At 68.7% G+C, this 18,582-nt stretch carries 17 protein-coding genes; 5 read left to right on the top strand and 12 right to left on the bottom strand.

What is annotated here, in order from left to right:
* Nucleotides 1-13: 13 nt before the first annotated feature.
* From F9K07_RS00555 to F9K07_RS00530, 6 genes are read right to left on the bottom strand one after another with little or no spacing between them, the layout of a single operon-like run.
* On the bottom strand, nt 14-982 hold the full coding sequence (locus F9K07_RS00555; protein WP_159588348.1) for a Bug family tripartite tricarboxylate transporter substrate binding protein: 969 nt from the start codon (nt 980-982) through the stop codon (nt 14-16).
* Nucleotides 979-1,905, bottom strand: coding sequence for a methylmalonyl Co-A mutase-associated GTPase MeaB (gene meaB, locus F9K07_RS00550; RefSeq protein ID WP_236581760.1), 927 nt, complete (start codon nt 1,903-1,905; stop codon nt 979-981). The genes F9K07_RS00555 and meaB overlap by 4 nt, the downstream gene beginning before the upstream one ends.
* Nucleotides 1,902-3,107 (bottom strand): CaiB/BaiF CoA transferase family protein, encoded by a 1,206-nt coding sequence (locus F9K07_RS00545; protein ID WP_159588346.1) that lies wholly within the window; start codon nt 3,105-3,107, stop codon nt 1,902-1,904. Before F9K07_RS00545 ends, meaB begins: the two co-directional genes overlap by 4 nt.
* A complete protein-coding gene (locus tag F9K07_RS00540) occupies nt 3,104-3,523 on the bottom strand; it encodes a cobalamin B12-binding domain-containing protein (protein ID WP_201451497.1) in 420 nt (139 codons plus the stop codon). Before F9K07_RS00540 ends, F9K07_RS00545 begins: the two co-directional genes overlap by 4 nt.
* Nucleotides 3,520-5,145 carry an acyl-CoA mutase large subunit family protein gene (locus tag F9K07_RS00535; protein WP_159588342.1) on the bottom strand — a complete coding sequence of 542 codons (1,626 nt, stop codon included), beginning with the start codon at nt 5,143-5,145 and terminating at the stop codon, nt 3,520-3,522. Before F9K07_RS00535 ends, F9K07_RS00540 begins: the two co-directional genes overlap by 4 nt.
* The gene (locus tag F9K07_RS00530; protein ID WP_159588340.1) at nt 5,142-5,951 is read right to left on the bottom strand and encodes an enoyl-CoA hydratase/isomerase family protein; all 810 of its coding nucleotides are present in this window, start codon (nt 5,949-5,951) and stop codon (nt 5,142-5,144) included. The genes F9K07_RS00535 and F9K07_RS00530 overlap by 4 nt, the downstream gene beginning before the upstream one ends.
* Nucleotides 5,952-6,032: 81 nt before the next feature.
* Between F9K07_RS00530 and F9K07_RS00525 the strand changes: the two genes are divergently transcribed.
* Both F9K07_RS00525 and F9K07_RS00520 read left to right on the top strand, forming a co-directional pair.
* Nucleotides 6,033-6,845 (top strand): IclR family transcriptional regulator, encoded by an 813-nt coding sequence (locus F9K07_RS00525; RefSeq protein ID WP_159588338.1) that lies wholly within the window; start codon nt 6,033-6,035, stop codon nt 6,843-6,845.
* Nucleotides 6,846-6,989: 144 nt separating this feature from the next.
* Nucleotides 6,990-8,339 carry an esterase-like activity of phytase family protein gene (locus F9K07_RS00520; protein WP_159588336.1) on the top strand — a complete coding sequence of 450 codons (1,350 nt, stop codon included), beginning with the start codon at nt 6,990-6,992 and terminating at the stop codon, nt 8,337-8,339.
* A gap of 24 nt (nt 8,340-8,363) precedes the next feature.
* Here F9K07_RS00520 and F9K07_RS00515 read toward each other — a convergent pair whose 3' ends face one another.
* The 5 genes from F9K07_RS00515 to F9K07_RS00495 are packed head-to-tail and all read right to left on the bottom strand — an operon-like array spanning nt 8,364 to nt 13,153.
* Nucleotides 8,364-9,635, bottom strand: coding sequence for a TRAP transporter large permease (locus F9K07_RS00515; protein ID WP_159588334.1), 1,272 nt, complete (start codon nt 9,633-9,635; stop codon nt 8,364-8,366).
* Between the two features lie 9 nt (nt 9,636-9,644).
* Nucleotides 9,645-10,190 (bottom strand): TRAP transporter small permease, encoded by a 546-nt coding sequence (locus F9K07_RS00510; RefSeq protein ID WP_159588332.1) that lies wholly within the window; start codon nt 10,188-10,190, stop codon nt 9,645-9,647.
* The gene (locus F9K07_RS00505) at nt 10,190-11,182 is read right to left on the bottom strand and encodes a TRAP transporter substrate-binding protein (protein WP_159588330.1); all 993 of its coding nucleotides are present in this window, start codon (nt 11,180-11,182) and stop codon (nt 10,190-10,192) included. The genes F9K07_RS00510 and F9K07_RS00505 overlap by 1 nt, the downstream gene beginning before the upstream one ends.
* Nucleotides 11,183-11,210: 28 nt before the next feature.
* On the bottom strand, nt 11,211-12,104 hold the full coding sequence (locus tag F9K07_RS00500; RefSeq protein ID WP_159588328.1) for an amidohydrolase family protein: 894 nt from the start codon (nt 12,102-12,104) through the stop codon (nt 11,211-11,213).
* The gene (locus F9K07_RS00495) at nt 12,101-13,153 is read right to left on the bottom strand and encodes a ketopantoate reductase family protein (RefSeq protein ID WP_159588326.1); all 1,053 of its coding nucleotides are present in this window, start codon (nt 13,151-13,153) and stop codon (nt 12,101-12,103) included. The genes F9K07_RS00500 and F9K07_RS00495 overlap by 4 nt, the downstream gene beginning before the upstream one ends.
* A gap of 146 nt (nt 13,154-13,299) precedes the next feature.
* On the opposite strand from F9K07_RS00495, the gene F9K07_RS00490 reads away from it, so the two are divergent.
* Nucleotides 13,300-14,730 carry an FAD-binding oxidoreductase gene (locus tag F9K07_RS00490; protein ID WP_159588324.1) on the top strand — a complete coding sequence of 477 codons (1,431 nt, stop codon included), beginning with the start codon at nt 13,300-13,302 and terminating at the stop codon, nt 14,728-14,730.
* 503 nt (nt 14,731-15,233) lie between these two features.
* The gene (locus tag F9K07_RS00485) at nt 15,234-16,079 is read left to right on the top strand and encodes an alpha/beta fold hydrolase (RefSeq protein ID WP_159588322.1); all 846 of its coding nucleotides are present in this window, start codon (nt 15,234-15,236) and stop codon (nt 16,077-16,079) included.
* A gap of 53 nt (nt 16,080-16,132) precedes the next feature.
* Here F9K07_RS00485 and F9K07_RS00480 read toward each other — a convergent pair whose 3' ends face one another.
* Nucleotides 16,133-16,645 (bottom strand): Lrp/AsnC family transcriptional regulator, encoded by a 513-nt coding sequence (locus F9K07_RS00480; protein WP_159588320.1) that lies wholly within the window; start codon nt 16,643-16,645, stop codon nt 16,133-16,135.
* A 56-nt stretch (nt 16,646-16,701) separates the two neighbouring features.
* On the opposite strand from F9K07_RS00480, the gene ilvB reads away from it, so the two are divergent.
* Nucleotides 16,702-18,480 carry a biosynthetic-type acetolactate synthase large subunit gene (gene ilvB / locus F9K07_RS00475; protein ID WP_159588318.1) on the top strand — a complete coding sequence of 593 codons (1,779 nt, stop codon included), beginning with the start codon at nt 16,702-16,704 and terminating at the stop codon, nt 18,478-18,480.
* Nucleotides 18,481-18,582 lie beyond the last annotated feature (102 nt).

The following is an 18,582-nucleotide window of genomic DNA, read 5'->3' as shown; positions in this document are numbered from 1 at the left end:
GCGGCGCTCCCGCTCAATCCAGACTCGCCCCCGAAGACTTCACCACCGCAGACCACTTGGCGATGTCCTCGCGCAGAAGTGCATCGAACTGCTGCGGGTCGCTGGCAAAGGGCACGGCGCCCTGGCCGGTGAACTTCTCCACCACCTCGGGTGACTTCAGCAGCTCGTTCACGTCCGCGTTGATCTTGCGGATGACCGCCGAGGGCGTGCCCGCAGGCGCGAACAGGCCGAACCAGGGATTCACATCGAAGTCCTTGAAGCCCGCCTCGGCGATGGTCGGGATGCTGCCGAAGGCGGCGGCGCGCTGGCGGCTGGTGAGCGCGATCGGCCGCAGGCTGCCCTGCTTGATGGCGCCCGACACCGAGGGCAGGCTGGTGAACACGAGGTCGATCTGGCCGGCCATCAGGTCCTGCATGGCCGGCGCCGCGCCACGGTAAGGCACGTGCGTGAGCGGGATGCCCGCCGCCTGGCCGAACATCACGCCCAGCAGGTGGTTGACCGAGCCGTTGCCCGCCGAACCGTAGGTGAGCGCGCCGCTGCGCGCCGAGGCGATCACATCGGCCACGCTGGCGTGCTTCGCGCCGGCGCGCGCGACGATCACGAAGGGCAGGGTCGCCAGCGTGGCCACGGGCTCGAAGTCCTTCACCGGATCGAAGGGCAGCTTCTTGTAGAGCGCGCCGTTGATGGCGTGCGTGCCCGAGTAGCTCATCAGCAGCGTGGTCCCGTCGGGCGCGGCACGCGCCACGCCTTCCATGCCGATGTTGCCACCCGCGCCCGCGCGGTTTTCCACCACCACCGGCTGGCCCCACTTCTCGGACAGCTTCTGCCCGATCACGCGCGCCAGCGTGTCCGAGGCGCCGCCGGGTGTCTGCGGGACGATGATCTTCACGGGCTGGGTGGGAAAGCTCTGCGCGGCGGCAGCCAGGGCCAGGCCCAGGCCCAACACGGCGGTGGCGGCGCGTTTCAACAAGATCGGCTTCATGGTGTGGTCTCCGTTGTGTCGCTGGCGCTGTGCTGAAGGGCCTCGATCACATGCGCCAGCTGTCGGGGCATCGAGGTGTCGAAAACCGGGGCCGGCAGCGCCGCGATGGCGTGCGCGGCGAGGCGCTCGACCACTCGGCGCAGGCGGTAGCGCGCGCGTGCCTGCCGCAGCTGGGCCTGCCGTGGCGAGCTGGCCAGCCAGGCCTGGTGTGCGTCGATGGCCTGCGACAAGGCCTCGATGGTCTCGGGCTTGCTGCTGGACGCGAGCAGCACCCGGGGCTGCCAGGTGCCCGCCTCGCGCCGCGACACCGCCGCGATGCGCTGGATGTCGGTGGCCATCTTCTGCGCGCCCGCGAGGTCGCACTTGTTGACCACGAAGAGGTCGGCCATTTCCATGATGCCGGCCTTCATGGCTTGCACGACATCACCGCTCTCGGGCAGCAGCACCAGCAGCAGTGTGTCCACCTGCGCACGTGCGGCGTATTCGGCCTGGCCCACGCCCACGGTTTCGAGCAGCACTTCGTCGAAGCCGTGCGCGTCCATCAGGTCGAGCATCTCGGGCAGGTTGTCCGACAGGCCGTCGGAGGTGGAGCGCGAACCGATGGAGCGGATGTAGAGATCGGGGCTGCCCGCGAGATCGTCCATGCGGATGCGGTCGCCCAGGATGGCGCCACCGGACTTCGGGCTGCTCGGGTCGACCGCGAGCACGCCCATGCGGTGGCCGCCGCGCGCGCGGTGCAGAGCCAGGTGGCCCGCGAGCGTGCTCTTGCCCGCGCCCGGCGCGCCGGTGAGGCCGATGCGGCGCGCGCCGGCGCCGGGCACGTCGTCGGGTGCCCGCGCCAGCATGTCGTGCGCGCTGGCGTTGGCCAGCGCGGTGAGGGCGCGGCCCAGGGCGTAGCGGTCCAGGGCCTCGCGTTCGCTCACGCCAGGGCCTTTCCGAACACGGCCCCGTGGTGCTGGTCGAGCAGCGGCGGCAGGCCGTAGCGCGGTGCGTAGCCCTCGAAGCGCAACGGGCTGGCGATGGCGCGCAGCGGCGCCTCGCCGTCGCCGAGCGGCACCACAAGGCCGCGCGAGCGCGTGAGGTCGGTGTCGAGCGCCGCGGCCAGCGTGCCGACTTCGGACACCACGATGCCCAGCGGCGCGAGGCGGCGCACCCACTCGGCGGCACTGGCCGTCTGCAGCACGGTGCCGATGGCTGCGAGCACGGGCGCGCGGTGGGCGCGACGCGCTTCCAGGGTGGCGAACACCGGGTCGTCGATCCAGCCCGGTTGGCCCGCTTCGGTGCAGAACTTGCGCCAGAACTTGTCGTGCGTGATGAAGAGCGTGAGCCAGCCGTCGGCGGTGGGAAAGATCTGCGCCGGCACCATGTAGGGATGCGAGGAATTGGCCAGGCGCTCCACGGTCTCGTCGGTGTTCAGGGCCGCGCCCGCCAGGTAGTTGAGCTGCGAGAGCATGACGTCGTACATGGCGACGTCGACCTGTCCGCCCCGCCCTTCGACGATCTTGGCCAGCAGGCCCATGGCGGCCACCAGACCGGCCGAGTTGTCGACCGCGGAGTAGCCGGCCTTGGTGGGCGGTGCACTCGGGTCGCCGGTGAGGGCCATCACGCCGGTGAGGGCCTGGATCACGTAGTCGTATGCCGGGTTCTCGGCGTAGGGGCCGTCCAGGCCGTAGCCGGTCAGCGCCACGCAGACCAGCTTGGGGTTGACCGCGCCGAGCGCGGCGTAGGTGAGGCCGAGCTTGCGGATCGCCGAGGGTCGCAGGTTGGTGATGAGCGCGTGCGATTCGCGCGCGAGGCTGTGAAGCGCATCGCGGCCGGCATCGCTCGCGAGGTCGAGCACCACGCTTTTCTTGCTGCGGTTCAGGCTGGCGAAGTAGGCGTTGTGCGGGCCGATGAAGTGCGGGCTGACGCGGCGCGCGATGTCGCCCTCGGGCGGCTCGACCTTGATCACCTCGGCGCCCATGTCGGCCAGCAACAGGCCGCAGTACGGGCCCGCGAGCATGTGGCCGACCTCGATGATGCGCAGACCCGCCAGCGGGCCGCGCGAGGCACCTGCGCGCACGGGTTCTCCTTCGGCTTCGCCTGCGGTGCGAGCTTGCTTGGGGCGTCCCGGCACAGCGCTCATGTGAGCCGCTCCGCCAGGCGCGACACCACGGTGTCCAGCGGCATGTCGGCGGTGAAGATCGCGGCCACGCCCAGCGCCTGCAGTTCCGCGTGGTCTTCGCCTGGGATGGTGCCGCCCAGGAACACCTTCACGTCGGTGGCCTTGCGCCCGCGCAGCTCGGCGATCACGTCGGCCACCAGTTCCTTGTGGCTGCCCGAGAGGATGCTCAGGCCCACAGCGTGCACGCCTTCGTCCACGGCCACTTGCGCGATCTGTCCGGGGCTGCGGCGCAGCCCGGTGTAGATCACCTCGGCGCCCGCGTCGCGCAAGGTGAGCGCGACGATCTTGGCGCCGATGTCGTGTCCATCGAGGCCGGGCTTGCCCACCAGGATGCGTTTGCCGGCCAGCGGCCGTGTGGTGTTGACTGCTTCGCTCATAGGTTCACCGGTTCCTTGAATTCGCCCCATTCCTTCTTGAGGCAATCGACCATCTCTTCGACGGTGGCGTAGGCGTGGCAGCACTCCACCAGCCAGGGCATGACGTTTTCGCGGTCCTGCGCGGCGGCGCTGGCCAGCTTGGCCAGCGACGCGTCCACCGCGGCCTGGTTGCGCGTGTCATTCACGCGCTGGTACTTGTCGAGCGCGCGCTGCGCGATCGTGGGATCGAGTTTGAAGACCTCGCCCACGCCGATCTTTTCGTCGGCCTTGGCGAAGTAGTTCTGGCCCACCACCGCGTGGCGGCCGGCGTCGGTGTCGAGCTTGCGTTCCAGGCCGCGCTCGGCCAGGCGCAGCTGCAGCCAGCCGTCCTCGATCGCGGGCACCACGCCGCCGTATGCGTCGATCTCGCCCATGACCTGGAGGATCATCTCTTCCATGCGGTCGGTGTGCTGCTCCAGGAAATAGGAGCCACCGAGCGGATCGACCGTGCGGGCGATGCCGCTCTCGAAGGCGATCATCTGCTGCGTGCGCACCGCCAGCTCGGCCGAGAATTCGGTCGGAATCTGGAAGGCTTCGTCGAAGGCGCAGGTGAAGATGGATTGGGCACCGCCGAACACCGCGGCCATGGTTTCCACCGCCACGCGCACCGCGTTGTTGTAGGGCTGCGGCGCGACCAGTGAACTGCCGCCGCACACCACGCCGAAACGGAAGTGCTGCGCCTTGGGGTCCTGCACGCCGTAGCGCTCCTTCATGAAGCGCGCCCAGAGCCGGCGGCCGGCGCGGAACTTCGCGATCTCGTCGAAGAAATCCATGTGTACGTAGAAGAAGAAGGACAGGCGCTTGGCGAACTTCTCCACGTCGCCGCCGCGCTGGCGCAGCTCCTCCACATAGGCCAGGCCGTTGGCCAGCGTGTAGGCCATCTCCTCGGCGGCGGTCGCACCGGCGTCGCGCACATGGGCACCGGCGATGCTGATCGGGTTGAAGCGCGGCGTGACGTCGTTCGAGTACAGGATCGAGTCGGCGATCAGACGCATCGAGGGCCGCACCGGGAAGATCCAGGTGCCGCGCGCCACGTATTCCTTGAGGATGTCGTTCTGGATCGTGCCCGTGAGCTTGTGGCGTGGCACGCCCTGCTTGTCGGCCACCGCGAGGTACATCGCGTAGATGATCGCGGCGGTGCCGTTGATGGTGAACGAGGTGGAGATCTTCGACAGGTCCAGGTCCTTGAAGAGGATTTCCGCTTCGCTCAGGTTGGACAGCGACACGCCGACCTTGCCGATCTCCGGCCGGGCCATCGGGTGCGTGGGGTCGTAGCCGCATTGCGTGGGCAGGTCCAGCGCGACCGACAGACCCGTCTGGCCTTTTTCCAGCAGGAACTTGTAGCGTTCGTTGCTTTCCTCGGCGGTGCCGAAGCCCGAGTACTGGCGGATGGTCCAGAGCCGGCCTTGGTAACCGTCGGGGAAGATGCCGCGCGTGAACGGGTACTCGCCCGGCTGGCCGATGTTCTCGGGGTTCACGGCCGAGGCGTCGACCCGGGTGGGTACCGGTATGCCGGTGCGGCTGATGGGGCCCAGCTCGGGTTCGGCGGGCAAGGCCGATGCAAGGGGGTCTCGGCTGTTCATGTACGGGCCTTGTTGAGCAATTTGTCGGAGGCGGCCCAGTGGTCGTCGTGCAACCAGGTCCGTGCGAGGTGGTCCTGTTCCACGCGGCGGTGCGCGGGCCAGGCCTGCCCTTGGCGTGCCGCGACGGCCTGCGCCTTGATGCCGCGCAGCACCTGCGGCGCGCAGGCATCCAGGGGTTGGAGGAAGTCGGCGATGTCCTGGCCTTGCGGGCCATCGGCGATCACCGCATCGGCCAGTCCCCAGGCCAGTGCGGTGGGCGCGTTCACCAGTTCGGCGCGGGCCATCATGCGCATCGCGCGTGCCGGGCCGAGCAGACGGAACAGATCGGGCCCGCCGCCCCAGGCCGAGGTGATAGCCAGGCGCGCCTGGATGTAGCCGATGCGCGCGTGCGCGGCCTGCAGCCGCATGTCGCAGGCCAGGGCGAGTTCGGCACCGCCGCCGATGGCGTCGCCGTTGAGGTAGGCCAGCACCGGCACCGGGCAGTGGCGGATGGCGTCGAGCGCGTCGCCGGCTTCTTCCATCATGGCCTGCACCGCGGTCTCGTCGCGCACGCCGGCCAGGTCGCGCAGGTCGCCGCCGGCGGCGAAGTACTTCTCGCCCGCGCCGCTGATGACGAGGTAACGCGTGCCGGCGCGGGCGCCGGCCTCGCGCACCGCGTCGGCCAGGGCCGCGAGCACCGGGCGCGCCAGGGCGTTGTGTTTGTCGGCGCGGTCGACGGTGAGCCAGACGGCCCCCGAGGCGCGCGCCACGGTGCGGATCGGTCCGCTCGTGGCAAGGGGAGGAGGTGGTGGTGTTGTGGTCTGCATGGCATTCATGCTAGATTGGCTCGAGTCCAGCTGGAAGAACACTTATTCGAGATATCGAACAAATAGGAGCCGCATCGACCCATGGATCCAGAATTCGACCCCATCGTTCAGGATACCGAACAGACCACGCCCACTGCCGTGAAGGCCGGAGGTGTTGCCGTGACCGCCGTCGAGCGCGTGCTGGACGTCTTCGAGATGTTCCAGAAGGTGCGAAAACCGTTGTCGCTCACCGACCTGGCCGAGGCCACGGGCATTCCCAAAAGCAGTTGCCACGCCATCGTGGGCACGCTCACGGCGCGCGGTTACCTCTATTCGTTGAGCCGCCCGCGTTCGCTGTACCTCACGCGCCGCCTGTTCGACATCGCCAGCGAGATCCAGGACAGCGACCCGTTCATGGAGCGTGTGGTGCCGCTGCTCGAACGCCTGCGCGACACCTCGCGCGAAACGGTGATCCTGGGCAAACGCCAGGGCGATGCGGTGATCTACCTGCAGGTGGTGGAGAGCACGCATTCCATCCGCTACTCCGCGCGGCCGGGCGAGTTCAAGCCCCTGCACTCCAGCGCCATCGGCAAGGCCTTGCTGGGCAGCCTGAAGGAGCCGGAAATGCGCGCACAGATCGAGCACCGGCACCTGCCCGCGATCACCGGCGCCACGCTGATCAGCCCGCAGAGCCTGGGCGACGACATCGCCGCCAGCCGCAAGCGTGGCTACTTCGTGAGCCGGGGCGAGAACGTCGCCGATGTGTGGGCGGTGTCGGCGTTCCTGAACGTGCACAGCGAAACCCTGGCCATTGCCATCGCCGGGCCGCGCCATCGCATGGAGCACAGCCTGCTGGAATGCGCCCAGCTGCTGCTGGCCACCTGCAGCTTCATCAGCCGGCAATCGACGCGGTAGCCCGGCTTCAGGGGGGGTGTCACCGCTTCGTCACCCAAGTGTCGCGCCGCTGTCAAGGCGGGCCGGCAAGCTGGGCGCGCTGTCCTCGTTCGCCCACCGGATGAGCGAAGCGCATGTCCACCGCCAACCGACGAAAGCATCCTCATGAAGCTGCACGCCCCTACCCTGCTCGCTCTGGCCGCCGCCAGCGTGGGCTTTGCCGCCCAGGCCCAGAGCGCCTACCCCGCCACCCTTGCCGGCCACGCCCTGCTGCCCGCGAAGACCGTCATCGCCGCGCCCAAGGATGCGCCGGCCGACCTGCAGGTCAGCGGCAAGTTCACCACCGGCAAACTGGTCGAGAAAATCGGCAGTGTCGAAGGCCTCTCGGGCGGTCGACCCACCGGCGTGTCGCTGCCGTTCAAGGGCCAGCCGGTCCAGGGCCACTCGGGCATCAAGAAAATGCCCGACGGCACGTTCTGGATCCTCACCGACAACGGCGCGGGCGCCAAGGCCAACTCCCCGGACTTCGCGCTCTACCTCAACCACTACAAGGTCGACTTCAAGAGCGGCCAGTTCACGCGCCTGAAGACCGTGTTCCTGCACGACCCCGACAAGAAGGTGCCGTTCCGCGTCGTGCACGAGGGCACGAAGAAGCGCTACCTCACCGGCTCGGACTTCGACCTCGAGAGCTTCCAGTTCGCCGGTGGCTCGATCTGGTTCGGCGAAGAGTTCGGCCCCTTCCTCATCAAGGCCGACATGAACGGCAAGGTGCAGGCCGTGTTCGAAACGCAGGTCGACGGCAAGGTCGTGCGCTCGCCCGACCACCCCGCCGTCACCACGCCCGGCGCGCCGGGTGCCGAGGTGAAGTTCCAGGTGCGCCGCTCCAAGGGCTACGAAGGCATGGCCGCGTCGAAGGACGGCAGCAAGCTCTACGCCTTGCTCGAAGGCGCGCTGCACGACGAAGCGACCAAAGCAGCCGAGGTCATCGACGGCAAGCAGTTCCTGCGCGTGCTGGAGTTCGACGTGAAGACCGAACAATGGACCGGCCGCCATTGGAAATACGTGCTCGAGGCCAACCACCACGCCATCGGCGATTTCAACATGATCAGCCCGACCGAAGGCCTGATCATCGAGCGCGACAACGGCGAAGGCACGGCCGACAAGGCCTGCCCCGAAGCCACGAAACGCGCCGATTGCTTCCACGACCTGGCGAAGTTCAAGCGCGTCTACAAGATGGAGTTGAGCGAGGCCAACGTGGGTGGCCCGGTGCGCAAGATCGGCTACATCGATCTCATGAACATCGCCGATCCGAACAAGCTGGCGCGCAAGCCGCTCAACGACGGCGTGCTGACCTTCCCCTTCTTCACGATCGAAAACGTGGACCTGGTCGACGCGCGGCACATCGTGGTCGGCAACGACAACAACCTGCCGTTCTCCAGCAGCCGCGAGCCCAACAAGGCCGACGACAACGAGCTGGTGTTGCTCGAAGTCGGGGACTTTCTCTCGGCGCGCTGAGCACGCCGTCGTGAGCGGCTGCGCTCAAGGCACCAGCAGCAGCGCGAAGGTGGGCAGGTAGGTCACGAGCCCCAGCACCACCAGCATCATGGCCACGAACGGCAGGATGGCCCGCGCCACGGGCCACAGCTTCAGGCCGCTGACGGCCATGCCCACGAAGAGGCAGTAGCCGATCGGCGGGGCCGCCATGCCGATGGCCACGTTGGTGACGATCATGGCGCCGAAGTGGATCGGATCGACGCCGAACTGGTTCGCGATGCCGATCAGCATGGGGCCGAGGATGACCATGATGGCCACTTCGTCCATCACCGCGGCGAGCAGGAAGAAGCCGATGTTGAGCGCGAGCAGCATGGTCCACTTCTCGTGGAAGTGCGTGGCGAGCCAGGCCGCGAGCTGGCCGGCCAGCTGCTCCTGTGCGATCAGGAAGCTGAAGCCGCTGGAGACGGCGACGATGGCCATCACGATGGCGCTGATGGCCATGGCCTTGGCGATGATGCTGGGCAGTTGCGCCAGCGTGAGCCGCCGCTCCACCACCAGGCCGATGAACAGTGCATAGACGCAGGCCACCACGGCGGCCTCGGTGGGCGTGAAGGCGCCGCCGTAGATGCCGCCGAGCACCACCGCCGGCGCGAGCAAGGCCCACACGCCTTCGCGCAAGGCGGTGGCGATCTCGCGCCACGAAGCGCGCTTCTCGCGCGGTATCGGCGAGCGCAGCGCGCGCGTGACGGCGATGACGGCCATGCCCAGGGCCATCAGCAGACCGGGCAACACGCCCGAGAGGAACAGCTTGGAAATCGACTGCTCGGCGATCACGCCCCAGATCACGAAAGCGATCGACGGGGGAATGAGCGGTGCGAGCACGCCCGCGCTCACCACCAGCGCGGTGGCATAGGCCTTGTCGTAGCCGCGCGCCACCATGGCCGGAATCATGATGGCGCCGATGGCCGCCGTGGTGGCCGGCGCGGAGCCGCTCACCGCCGCGAAGACCAGGGCCGCGAGCAGCACGGCCAGGTCCATGCCGCCGGGCAGGTGGCGCACGAAGACCTCGGCGACGCGCACCAGGCGCTGCGACAGGCCACCCGCGCTCATGAGCTCGCCCGCCAGCATGAAGAAGGGAATGGCCAGCAAGGCAAAGCTCTGCGTGCCCGCCACCACGGTCTGCGGGAACAGCATGGGCTCGATGCCTACGCTGAGCACCACGGCGATGACGCACAGGCCGATGGCGAACGCGAACGGCATGCCGAGCACGGCCAGGCCGGCAAAGCCGGCGGTGAGGATCCAGGTGGTCAGGGACATGGGAGGTCTTCAGGTGGCCGAGAGCGGTTCGCTCTCGGGCGGGCGGTAACCCGCGACGCGCTCCAACGCGAACAGGCACACCAGCGCGCCGCTCACGGGAGCGCTTGCGTACAACCAGGTCAGGGGGTAGCCGATGGCGGCCGAGACCGCGCCCGCGGTGTCGCCCGCGTAGCGCACGCCGGCCCACACCAGGAAGCCGCCACAGCCCGCGATCAGCAGCAGCATGAGCCGCTCGATCACGCGCTGCACGGCCGGCGGCAGCAGCTCCACCAGCAGGTCCATGCGCACGTGGATGCCGTCGCGCACGCCGAGCGCGATCGCCAGCAGCATGGACCAGCCGAAACAGGTGATCGCGAACTCTTCGGTCCAGCTCGGCGCGCGGTCGAAGACATAGCGCATGAACACCTGTCCGGCCAATGCCGCCAGCATGACCAGGGCCAGTGCGATGACCAGCCAGCGCACGGCGGTGGCGAGCGCGCCGCAGGCGGCGTGCAGCGCGGAGCGAGCGCCGCGCGGGACGGTGGCGGTGGTGGCCGTGGCCGTGTCTGCATTCATCACTTCACCTGGTCGAGCGCGGCGCTCAGCAGTTCGGGGCCGATGCTGCCGCGGAACTTCTCGTACACCGGTGCGACCGCCTTGCGGAAGGCCGCGGGGTCGTCGACCGTGTTGACCTGCATGCCCTTGCCGCGCAACACCGCCACCATCTGCTGAGCGTTCTCCAGGCTCGCCTTGCGCTGCTCGGCCACGGCCACCTGAGCGGCCTGTTGCACGGCCGTGCGCTGCTCGGCACTGAGCCTGGCGAGCGCGCGGTTGCCGATCAGCAGTTCGAGCGTGGTGTAGGTGTGGTTGGTCTGCGAAAGGTACTTGGTGACCTCGTAGACCTTGAGCGAATCGATGAAGGCCAGCGGAAGTTCGAGGCCGTCGATGGTGCCTTGCTGCACGGCGGTGAAGGTCTCGCCCCAGGCCATGGGCACGGCCGAGCCGCCGAGCGAATTGAACATGTCGATGAAGACCGGGTTCTGCATCACGCGGTATTTCACGCCGCTCACGTCGGCGGGCGAGCGCACCGGCTTCTTGTTGTTGATCATGTTGCGAAAGCCCGCTTCCATGAAGCCCAGCACCGTGATGCCCTTGGCCTGCAGGCGCTTGCCGAGTTCGGCGCCCACGCTGCCATCGAGCACCTTGCGCGCCTGCGCTTCGTTGGCGTAGAGGAAGGGCAGGTCGTTGAGCTGGAAGCCGGGTTCGAGCTGCGCGACCACGGCGTTGGTGATGATGGCCGCGTCGACGGTGCCAAAGCGCATGCCTTCCATCATCGGCTTCTCGTCACCGAGCTGGCGGTTGGGAAAGAGCTGCACGTCGATGCTGCCCTTGCTGGCCGCGTCCAGCGCTTTCTTGAACGCGTGCGCACCCACGGCGGACGGGTCCTGCGGGCTGTCGGCCGTGGCCCAGCCGAGCTTGATGACGGTCTTCTGCTGCGCGAGCGCGGCGGGCACGGTGGCGAAGGCCAGCGCGGCGATGGCGAGGGTCACGAAGTTCTTGCGTTGCATGGTGTTGTCTCCGGTCTTGTGGAAGGAATCAATCGGCCCCGTCGCCCCAGTAGAGGCGTTGGGGATTGCGCACGAGCACGGCCTGGCGCGTGGCCTCGTCGGGTAGCCACTCGAGCGCGAGCGCGGCGAGGCGCTCGTCGCTGGGCACGGGGTGGGGGCTGGTGGGGTGGGGCCAGTCGCTGCCCCAGACCACGCGGCTGGCATTGGCGCGCAGCAGGGCTTGCGCCACCTCGCCCACGAGTGGGTCGCGGCCGCTGTCGACCGAGATGCGGTAGGGCGCGGACAGCTTGGTCCAGACCTCGCCCGCGAGCAGCTGGGCGCGCAGATTGGCAAAGCCCCGGCTGGCGAGCAGCGCCTGGGCGTCGTGGTGGCCCATGTGGTCTGCCACCACGGCCATGCCCAGATCGCGCACCTGCGCCACCAGGTGGGGGTGGTTGACCACATCGACCAGGATCTGCAGGTGCCAGCCAAAGGGTTTCACGCGCGCCACGATCTCGCGTATGCGGCCCAGGTCCGGCCCCTGGAAGATGGTGGTGACGCGTGTGCCGCGCGCGCCCAGCGCGTGCCAACGGGCGATGTCGGCCTCGGGTGTGTCCGGTGACACCACGGCCACGCCGCGCAGGCGCTGCGGGTGCGCCGCGAGGATGTCCTCGAAGCTGCGGTGGTCCGCACCGAAGACGGTGGGGTGCACCAGCACGCCGCGCTCGATGCCGAGCGATGCGCACATCGCCAGGTAGGCCGAGAGCGGTGCGTCGGGTGGCGTGTAGTGGCGCCCTTCGGCATAGGGATAGCGTGCCGCCTCGAAGACGTGGAAGTGGCAGTCGCAACTGCCCGCCGGCAGACGGGCTGCGCCGCTCACGGGTGTACCTTCGGCTTCGCCTTCGGTGCGAGCTTGCTTGGGGCGGCCCGGCGCTGCGCTCATGACAGGATGCCCGCGAGGTGTTCGGGGCTGGGCTGCGCCTCGCCGCGCTCGATGCGGCGGATGGTCTCGCCCACGCGCTTGTGCAGAGTGACGTCGATGCCCAGCTGGTCGCCGCGCTGCGCCACCAGGCCGTTGATGGCATCGATCTCGGTGCGCCGGCCCTTGCGGATGTCCTGGCCCATCGAGGGGCGCTGCGCATCGCTGCGCGAGTTCGCCACCTCCATGATCATGCGGGTGATGGCCTCCAGCGCCGCCCGGTCCTCTTCGGCGCGCGCCAGCAGATCGAGATCGAGCCCGCCTGCGGGCTCCAGGGCCAGGCCGAGCGCGCGGCCCACGCGGATGCAGGAACTTCCGAGGCGAATGCTCAGCTCGCGTGCGCGGGCATCGGTGTCGCGTTGCTTGCCGGTCATGCCGGTGAGCGCGCACACGCCGTTGCGCATGGCGTTGATGGTGAGCTTGGACCAGCGCTCGCCCCACAGGTTCGTGGTCACCTTGCACGAGTCCCCATGGGCCAGGAGTTGCCCGATCGCCTCGGCGCGGGGCGTGATCTGGCCATGTGCCTCGCCGATGCGCATGCCGGGCTTCTTCTCGTCACCCAGCGGAGAGTTGCGCACGATCAGACCCGGCCCCATCAACTCCGCGGCCAGCGCGCTCACCGAACAGCCCAGTACACGGCCCCAGCCAGCGATGCCCGCGATCACGTCTTCGTTGATGCCGTTCTGCAGCGACACGATGCAGCCCGAGGGCGCCAGATAGGGCAGGATCAACTGCGTGGCCCACGCCGTGTCGTAGGCCTTGACGGCGATGAAAGCGACGTCGAGCGGTGCTTCGCGCGAGAGTTGCGGTACATCGCCCACGTGGAGCGCGCGCACCGGCGTGTGCACCGAGCCCGCGCCGTTCATGCCCTCCACTTTCAAGCCGTCCTGCCGCATGGCCTGCACATGCTCGGGCCAGGCGTCCACCAGCAGCGTCTCCACGCCCGATCGGGTGGTGTGGGCACCCACGTACCCACCCACGGCACCGGCGCCGACGATACAGACCTTGGTCACAGGAATCCCTTTGCAAATGACATGCGGCCGACCTTACGCGGGGCCTTTGCGCCGAGGAAGACGGTGCCCCCTGCGCTGTTTCATCTCGTGAACTTCCGCTGTGGCGGGCGCACCGCACAACCGCTGGCGTCCGACACCATGTGCCCATGAACAGATCCGAACTCCTGGCCTCGTTGGCGCGCTGCGTGGGCGAGCGCCATGTCCTCACCACTCCGACGGACACCGCGCCTTTCTCGCAGGATTGGCGCCGCAAGTACCGCGGCGAGGCCGCCGCCGTGGTGAGCCCGGCCAGCACGGCCGAAGTGGCCGCCGTGCTGCAACTGGCGCACGCGCAGCGCATCCCGGTCGTCACGCAAGGGGGCAACACCGGCATGTCCGGTGGCGCCACGCCCGACGGCTCAGGAACCCAGATCGTGTTGAGCACGCGGCGGCTGAACCGCATTCGCCATGTGGATGCCCTCAACGACACCATCGAAGTCGAAGCCGGCGTGGTGCTGGAAGCCGTGCAGGTGGCTGCGAGCGAAGTGGGCCGCCTGTTTCCGCTCGCGCTGGCGGCGCAAGGCAGTTGCACGATCGGTGGCAACCTGGCCACCAACGCGGGTGGCACTGCCGTGCTGCGCTACGGCAATGCGCGCGACCTCGCGCTCGGCCTGGAGGTGGTGACGCCCGATGGCCGCATCTGGAATGGCTTGCGCGGCCTGCGCAAGGACAACACCGGGTACGACCTCAAGCAGCTCTATATCGGATCGGAGGGCACGCTCGGGGTGATCACGGCGGCGGTGCTCATGCTGTTCCCGCCACCGGCCGCACGGCGCACCGCGATGTTGACGCTGCCATCGATCGACAACGCGGTGCAACTGCTCAACCGCGTGCGCGCGGAACTGGGGCCCGCGCTCACCGCGTTCGAGGTCATCTCGGCGGCTTGCGTGCCGGTGCTGCAGCGGCATTTTCCGGCGATGCGCTGGCCCTTCGAAACGCTCGTGCCGGTGGTTGCGCTGATCGAGACGAGCGACCACGAGAGCGAGGCGCATGCGCGTGACACCCTGGCATTCGTGTTGGAACAGGCGCTCGAAGACGAGATCGCCACCGATGGCGTGATCGGCGAATCGGTGGCGCAGTCGCGCGCGCTGTGGACGCTGCGCGAACACCTGTCGGAGGCGCAGGCCCTGGAGGGGTCGCACATCAAGCACGACATTGCCGTGCCCATCTCGCGTGTGGCCGCCTTCGTCGACGCCGCCGTGAAGCAGCTGCAGCGCGGATTTCCGGGCGCGCGCATGGCCTGGTTCGGCCACCTGGGCGATGGCAATCTGCATTTCAACGTGCTCGCGCCCGTGGACGCCGATCCCCAGGCCTTCTGCGCCCGACAAGACGAGGTCAACCGCCTGGTGCACGATCTGGTGCAGGCGCACAGCGGTTCGATCAGCGCGGAGCACGGCCTGGGGCAACTGCGTCGTGACGAGAGCGCGCGCTACAAGGACAGCGTGGAACTCGCGCTCATGCAGGGGGTGAAGCAGGCGCTCGATCCGCTGGGTCTGATGAACCCGGGGAAGGTGTTGGGACCGATGCCGGAAGGCTGAGCGTGGCGTGGCCGGCCTGCGAGGCCCGTCGCGCCTGCTCGAAGGCCACCAGGCAGCGCAGGTCTGCGCTGGCCATGGCGATCTGCCGGCAGGTGCGCCATTGTTCTGGCGTCACGGCCGCACCACACAGGGCCGCGTCCCGCAAGCGCAGCAGGGCCAGCCGCACGTGTCCCATCTGCAGGCTGCGCGCCAGCAAGGCCAGCGCGCTTGCGCGCGCCGCGTCCCGGTCGAGCGGGCTTGCCGTGTCGCAACGCCCTCGGTGCAAGTGGCGTTTGAGCGAGCGAACCTGGTCTCTAGACACCGAGCCCCCCTCGAGGCGGGCGCACCGTGTCTCGCTGTGGCCGGACGTGGTGGGACTGGCGCGTGAACATGGACTTCATGCGCTCGACGGTAACGCGCGCCGCACCGCCATGCGACCCACGGCCCCGCAGATGTTTCACATGTTGAACCCTGTCGCGAGCACGGTCGGCTGGGCCATCCGCGCGTAGGTCATCATCGTCGGCATGAAAGCCGACGCCCCGTCCCTTGCGCCAGCCACCTCGCACCACGAGACCGCCTGTGGCGATGGCGTGATGGTCTGGCGTCGCTGGGGCGAGGGCGAGCCGGTGTTGTTGCTGCACGGCGGCAGCGGCAGCTGGACCCACTGGCTGCGCAACATCGACACCGTGGTGGATGCCGGTCGTTCGGCATGGATTCCCGACCTGCCCAACTTCGGCGACTCGGCGAGCCTGGGCGAGCGCGCCGATGCGGACGCGGTGGTCGCACCGCTGCTGCGGGGCATGGAACAGCTGCTGGGTCAGGCCACGCACGACGTCGTGGCGTTCTCCTTCGGCAGCCTCGTCGCCGGCCTGCTGGCGGCCGCGCATCCAGAGCGCGTGCGTCGCCTACTGCTGCTGGGGCCGCCTGTGCTGCCGCTGCGCCGTGGAAAGGGTGTGGCGCTGCGGCCCTGGCGGCACCTGCCCGGTACGGCCGAGCAAGCCGACGTGCACCGCGCCAACCTCGCGGCCATCATGTTCCACAACCCGGCCGCGATCGACGCGCACACCGTGGCCTTGCATGCCGCCAATGCGGGGCGGGACCGCATGCGCCGGCGCCGGCTGGTCACCACGGATGCTTTTGCGCGGGCGTTGGGCCGCATTGCGTGCGACACGCGCGCCGTATTTGGCGAGCAAGATGTGCTGTACCGCGGCGAATGGTCCACCGTGCGCTCGATGCTGGAAACATGTCCCGGGTTTCGCGATCTGGCGCTAGTGCCCGACGCCGGGCATTGGGTTCAGTTTGAAGCGGCCGGTGCTTGCAACACGATCCTGAGGGAGTGGTTCGGTGCTAGGGCCGCACCATCGCCATGAGCTTTGAACGTCGACGCCGGTCGTCGAGCTGCCGGCACATTCATCGACGCCCATCAGCCCACCGGCACCTGCCCATCCTTGAGCACCCGCAGCACGAAGCTCGACTTGCTGTGCCGAATCCCCGGGATCTTGTAGAGCTGTTCGCGCAGCAGGCGCTCGTAGTCGCGCGTGTCCTTCACCGCGATGCGGATGTAGTAGTCGTAGTCGCCCGAGACCAGGTAGGCGTCCATCACCTCGGGAATCTCGGCCAGCACGCGGCCGAATTCGAACAGCGTCTCGTCGGTGTGGCTCTCCAGCGTGAGCTGCACGATCACCGTGTCGCGGTAGCCCAGGCGCGTGCGGTCGAGTTCGATGCGGTACTGCTTGATCACACCCTCGGCCTCCAGCCGCTTGATACGGCTCCAGCAGGTGGTGGGCGAGAGCTTCACCGCAGCGCCGATCTCCTGCAGCGTGCGGCGCGAGTCTTCGAGCAACTCGCGCAGGATGGCGAGGTCGTGTTTGTCGAACTGAACCGGTGGTTTTTCTTCATCTGTGTCGATGCTTCGAATTTTTTTCGACGTTGCCATGGTTTGGGGCCCGAATAAAGAAGCCTATTTTGACCGGAAGTGAGAAAAATCTGCACATGAACACCGCATCTCTCGAAAATCCCGCCAACGTGCCGGCCGCGGCCTCCACGGCGCGCAACGGCGCCGAAACCTTGCTCGACACCCTCGTCGCCTGCGGTATCGACACCCTCTTCGGCTACCCCGGTGGCGCGGCGCTGCCGCTGTACGACGCGCTGCACGGCCAGCCCGCGATCCGCCACGTGCTGGTGCGCCACGAACAAGCCGCCGTGCATGCCGCCGAGGGCTATGCGCGCACCACCGGGCGCCTGGGCGTGGTGCTGGTCACTTCGGGGCCGGGCGTGGGCAACACCATCTCGGGCCTGCTCGACGCCATCAGCGATTCGGTGCCGCTGCTGTGCATCAGCGGCCAGGTGGCCAGCGGCGTGATCGGCACACAGGCGTTCCAGGAATGCGACGCGCTGGGCATCTCGCGCCCGGTGACCAAGTGGAACCACCAGCCGCGCGATGCGAACAACATCGCCGAGGCCGTGCGCGAAGCGGTGCGCATCGCGCTCGAAGGCCGGCCCGGCCCGGTGCTGCTGGATCTGCCCAAGGACGTGCAGCTGCAAGCGGTGAGGCCGGTCGAAACGCCCGCTGCACCGCCCGTGCCCACCACGCCCGCGCTGCCATCGCACGACGCGCTGCAAGCCGCGGCCACGCTGATCGCAAAGGCGCAGCGCCCGGTGCTCTACGGCGGTGGCGGCCTGATCAACGCGGGCGAGGCCGCGTGTGAACGTTTCACCGCGCTGGCGCAGGCCTGGCACCTGCCCACCACGCTCACCCTGATGGGGCTGGGTGCGATGCCCGCGTCCGACCCGCTCTTCCTCGGCATGCTCGGCATGCACGGCACGCTGGAGGCCAACCTGGCCATGCACCACGCCGACCTCATCGTGTGCGTGGGCGCGCGCTTCGACGACCGCATCACCGGCCGCCTGAGCGACTTCGCGCCCCACGCGCGCAAGATCCACATCGACATCCACGCCGGCAACATCGGCAAGGTGGTGCCGGTGGACGTTGCCCTGCCGGGCGACTGCGGCAATGTGCTGGAGGCGCTGGTGCCACTGCTGCCGCCACCCCCGGCAAAGGAGCGGCTGGACGCGTGGTGGTCGCGCATCCACCATTGGCGCGCGGCCGACTGCCTGGCCTTCACGCCCAGCGACACCACCATCCTGCCGCAGCAGCTCATGTGCGCGGTGCGTGCGCAACTCGAAGGCCAGGACGCGATCGTCTCCACCGACGTCGGCCAGCACCAGATGTGGGCCGCGCAGCACCTGGCCATCGAGCGGCCGCGGCGCTGGCTCACCTCGGGCGGCGCGGGCACCATGGGCTATGGCCTGCCGGCGGCCATTGGCGCGCAGGTCGCTCACCCCGACAAGACCGTGGTCTGCGTGAGCGGCGATGCCTCGGTGCTGATGAACATCCAGGAGCTGTCGACCGCCGTGCAGCACGCCACGCCGGTGAAGCTGGTGCTGTGCAACAACGGCTACATGGGCATGGTGCGCCAGTGGCAGCAGCTCAACCACGGCAACCGCCTGAGCCACAGCTGGAACGCGGCCCTGCCCGATTTCGTGGCGCTGGCGCACGCCTTCGGTTGGGGTGCGCGGCGCGTGGACCATCCGGGCGAGCTGGACGATGCACTGGCCGAATGCCTGGCGCACGACGGCCCCTTCTTTCTGGACGTGCGCGTGGCCGCGCAGGAGAACTGCTACCCCATGATGCCGGCGGGCCGAGGCCACCACGAGGTGATGCTGGCCGACGACCGCTGGTACCGCGACGAAAGCCGCGAAGCACTTTGATTCCCTGGTGCGCGCGCCGCCCACCCGTGGCGCGCGCACCGTTTCCGGACAACGCGTGGTGGTGACCCCGCCGCCGCTGTCCCTCACCGAAGCGTGCCCACA

Origin of the sequence: Hydrogenophaga sp. BPS33 (genome assembly GCF_009859475.1) — a bacterium.
Lineage (GTDB): Bacteria > Pseudomonadota > Gammaproteobacteria > Burkholderiales > Burkholderiaceae_C > Hydrogenophaga.
Note: the sequence above shows the minus strand (reverse complement) of the source record. Positions and strands in the feature narration are given on the sequence as shown.

Coding starts and splice junctions, on each gene's coding strand:
- F9K07_RS00485 (WP_159588322.1), top strand. CDS start 15,234: ATGAAAGCCGACGCCCCGTCCCTTGCGCCAGCCACCTCGCACCACGAG.
- F9K07_RS00480 (WP_159588320.1), bottom strand. CDS start 16,645: ATGGCAACGTCGAAAAAAATTCGAAGCATCGACACAGATGAAGAAAAA.
- F9K07_RS00545 (WP_159588346.1), bottom strand. CDS start 3,107: ATGAGCGCTGTGCCGGGACGCCCCAAGCAAGCTCGCACCGCAGGCGAA.
- F9K07_RS00515 (WP_159588334.1), bottom strand. CDS start 9,635: ATGTCCCTGACCACCTGGATCCTCACCGCCGGCTTTGCCGGCCTGGCC.
- F9K07_RS00500 (WP_159588328.1), bottom strand. CDS start 12,104: ATGAGCGCAGCGCCGGGCCGCCCCAAGCAAGCTCGCACCGAAGGCGAA.
- F9K07_RS00540 (WP_201451497.1), bottom strand. CDS start 3,523: ATGAGCGAAGCAGTCAACACCACACGGCCGCTGGCCGGCAAACGCATC.
- F9K07_RS00505 (WP_159588330.1), bottom strand. CDS start 11,182: ATGCAACGCAAGAACTTCGTGACCCTCGCCATCGCCGCGCTGGCCTTC.
- F9K07_RS00510 (WP_159588332.1), bottom strand. CDS start 10,190: ATGAATGCAGACACGGCCACGGCCACCACCGCCACCGTCCCGCGCGGC.
- ilvB (WP_159588318.1), top strand. CDS start 16,702: ATGAACACCGCATCTCTCGAAAATCCCGCCAACGTGCCGGCCGCGGCC.
- F9K07_RS00555 (WP_159588348.1), bottom strand. CDS start 982: ATGAAGCCGATCTTGTTGAAACGCGCCGCCACCGCCGTGTTGGGCCTG.
- F9K07_RS00525 (WP_159588338.1), top strand. CDS start 6,033: ATGGATCCAGAATTCGACCCCATCGTTCAGGATACCGAACAGACCACG.
- F9K07_RS00520 (WP_159588336.1), top strand. CDS start 6,990: ATGAAGCTGCACGCCCCTACCCTGCTCGCTCTGGCCGCCGCCAGCGTG.
- F9K07_RS00530 (WP_159588340.1), bottom strand. CDS start 5,951: ATGCAGACCACAACACCACCACCTCCTCCCCTTGCCACGAGCGGACCG.
- F9K07_RS00490 (WP_159588324.1), top strand. CDS start 13,300: ATGAACAGATCCGAACTCCTGGCCTCGTTGGCGCGCTGCGTGGGCGAG.
- F9K07_RS00535 (WP_159588342.1), bottom strand. CDS start 5,145: ATGAACAGCCGAGACCCCCTTGCATCGGCCTTGCCCGCCGAACCCGAG.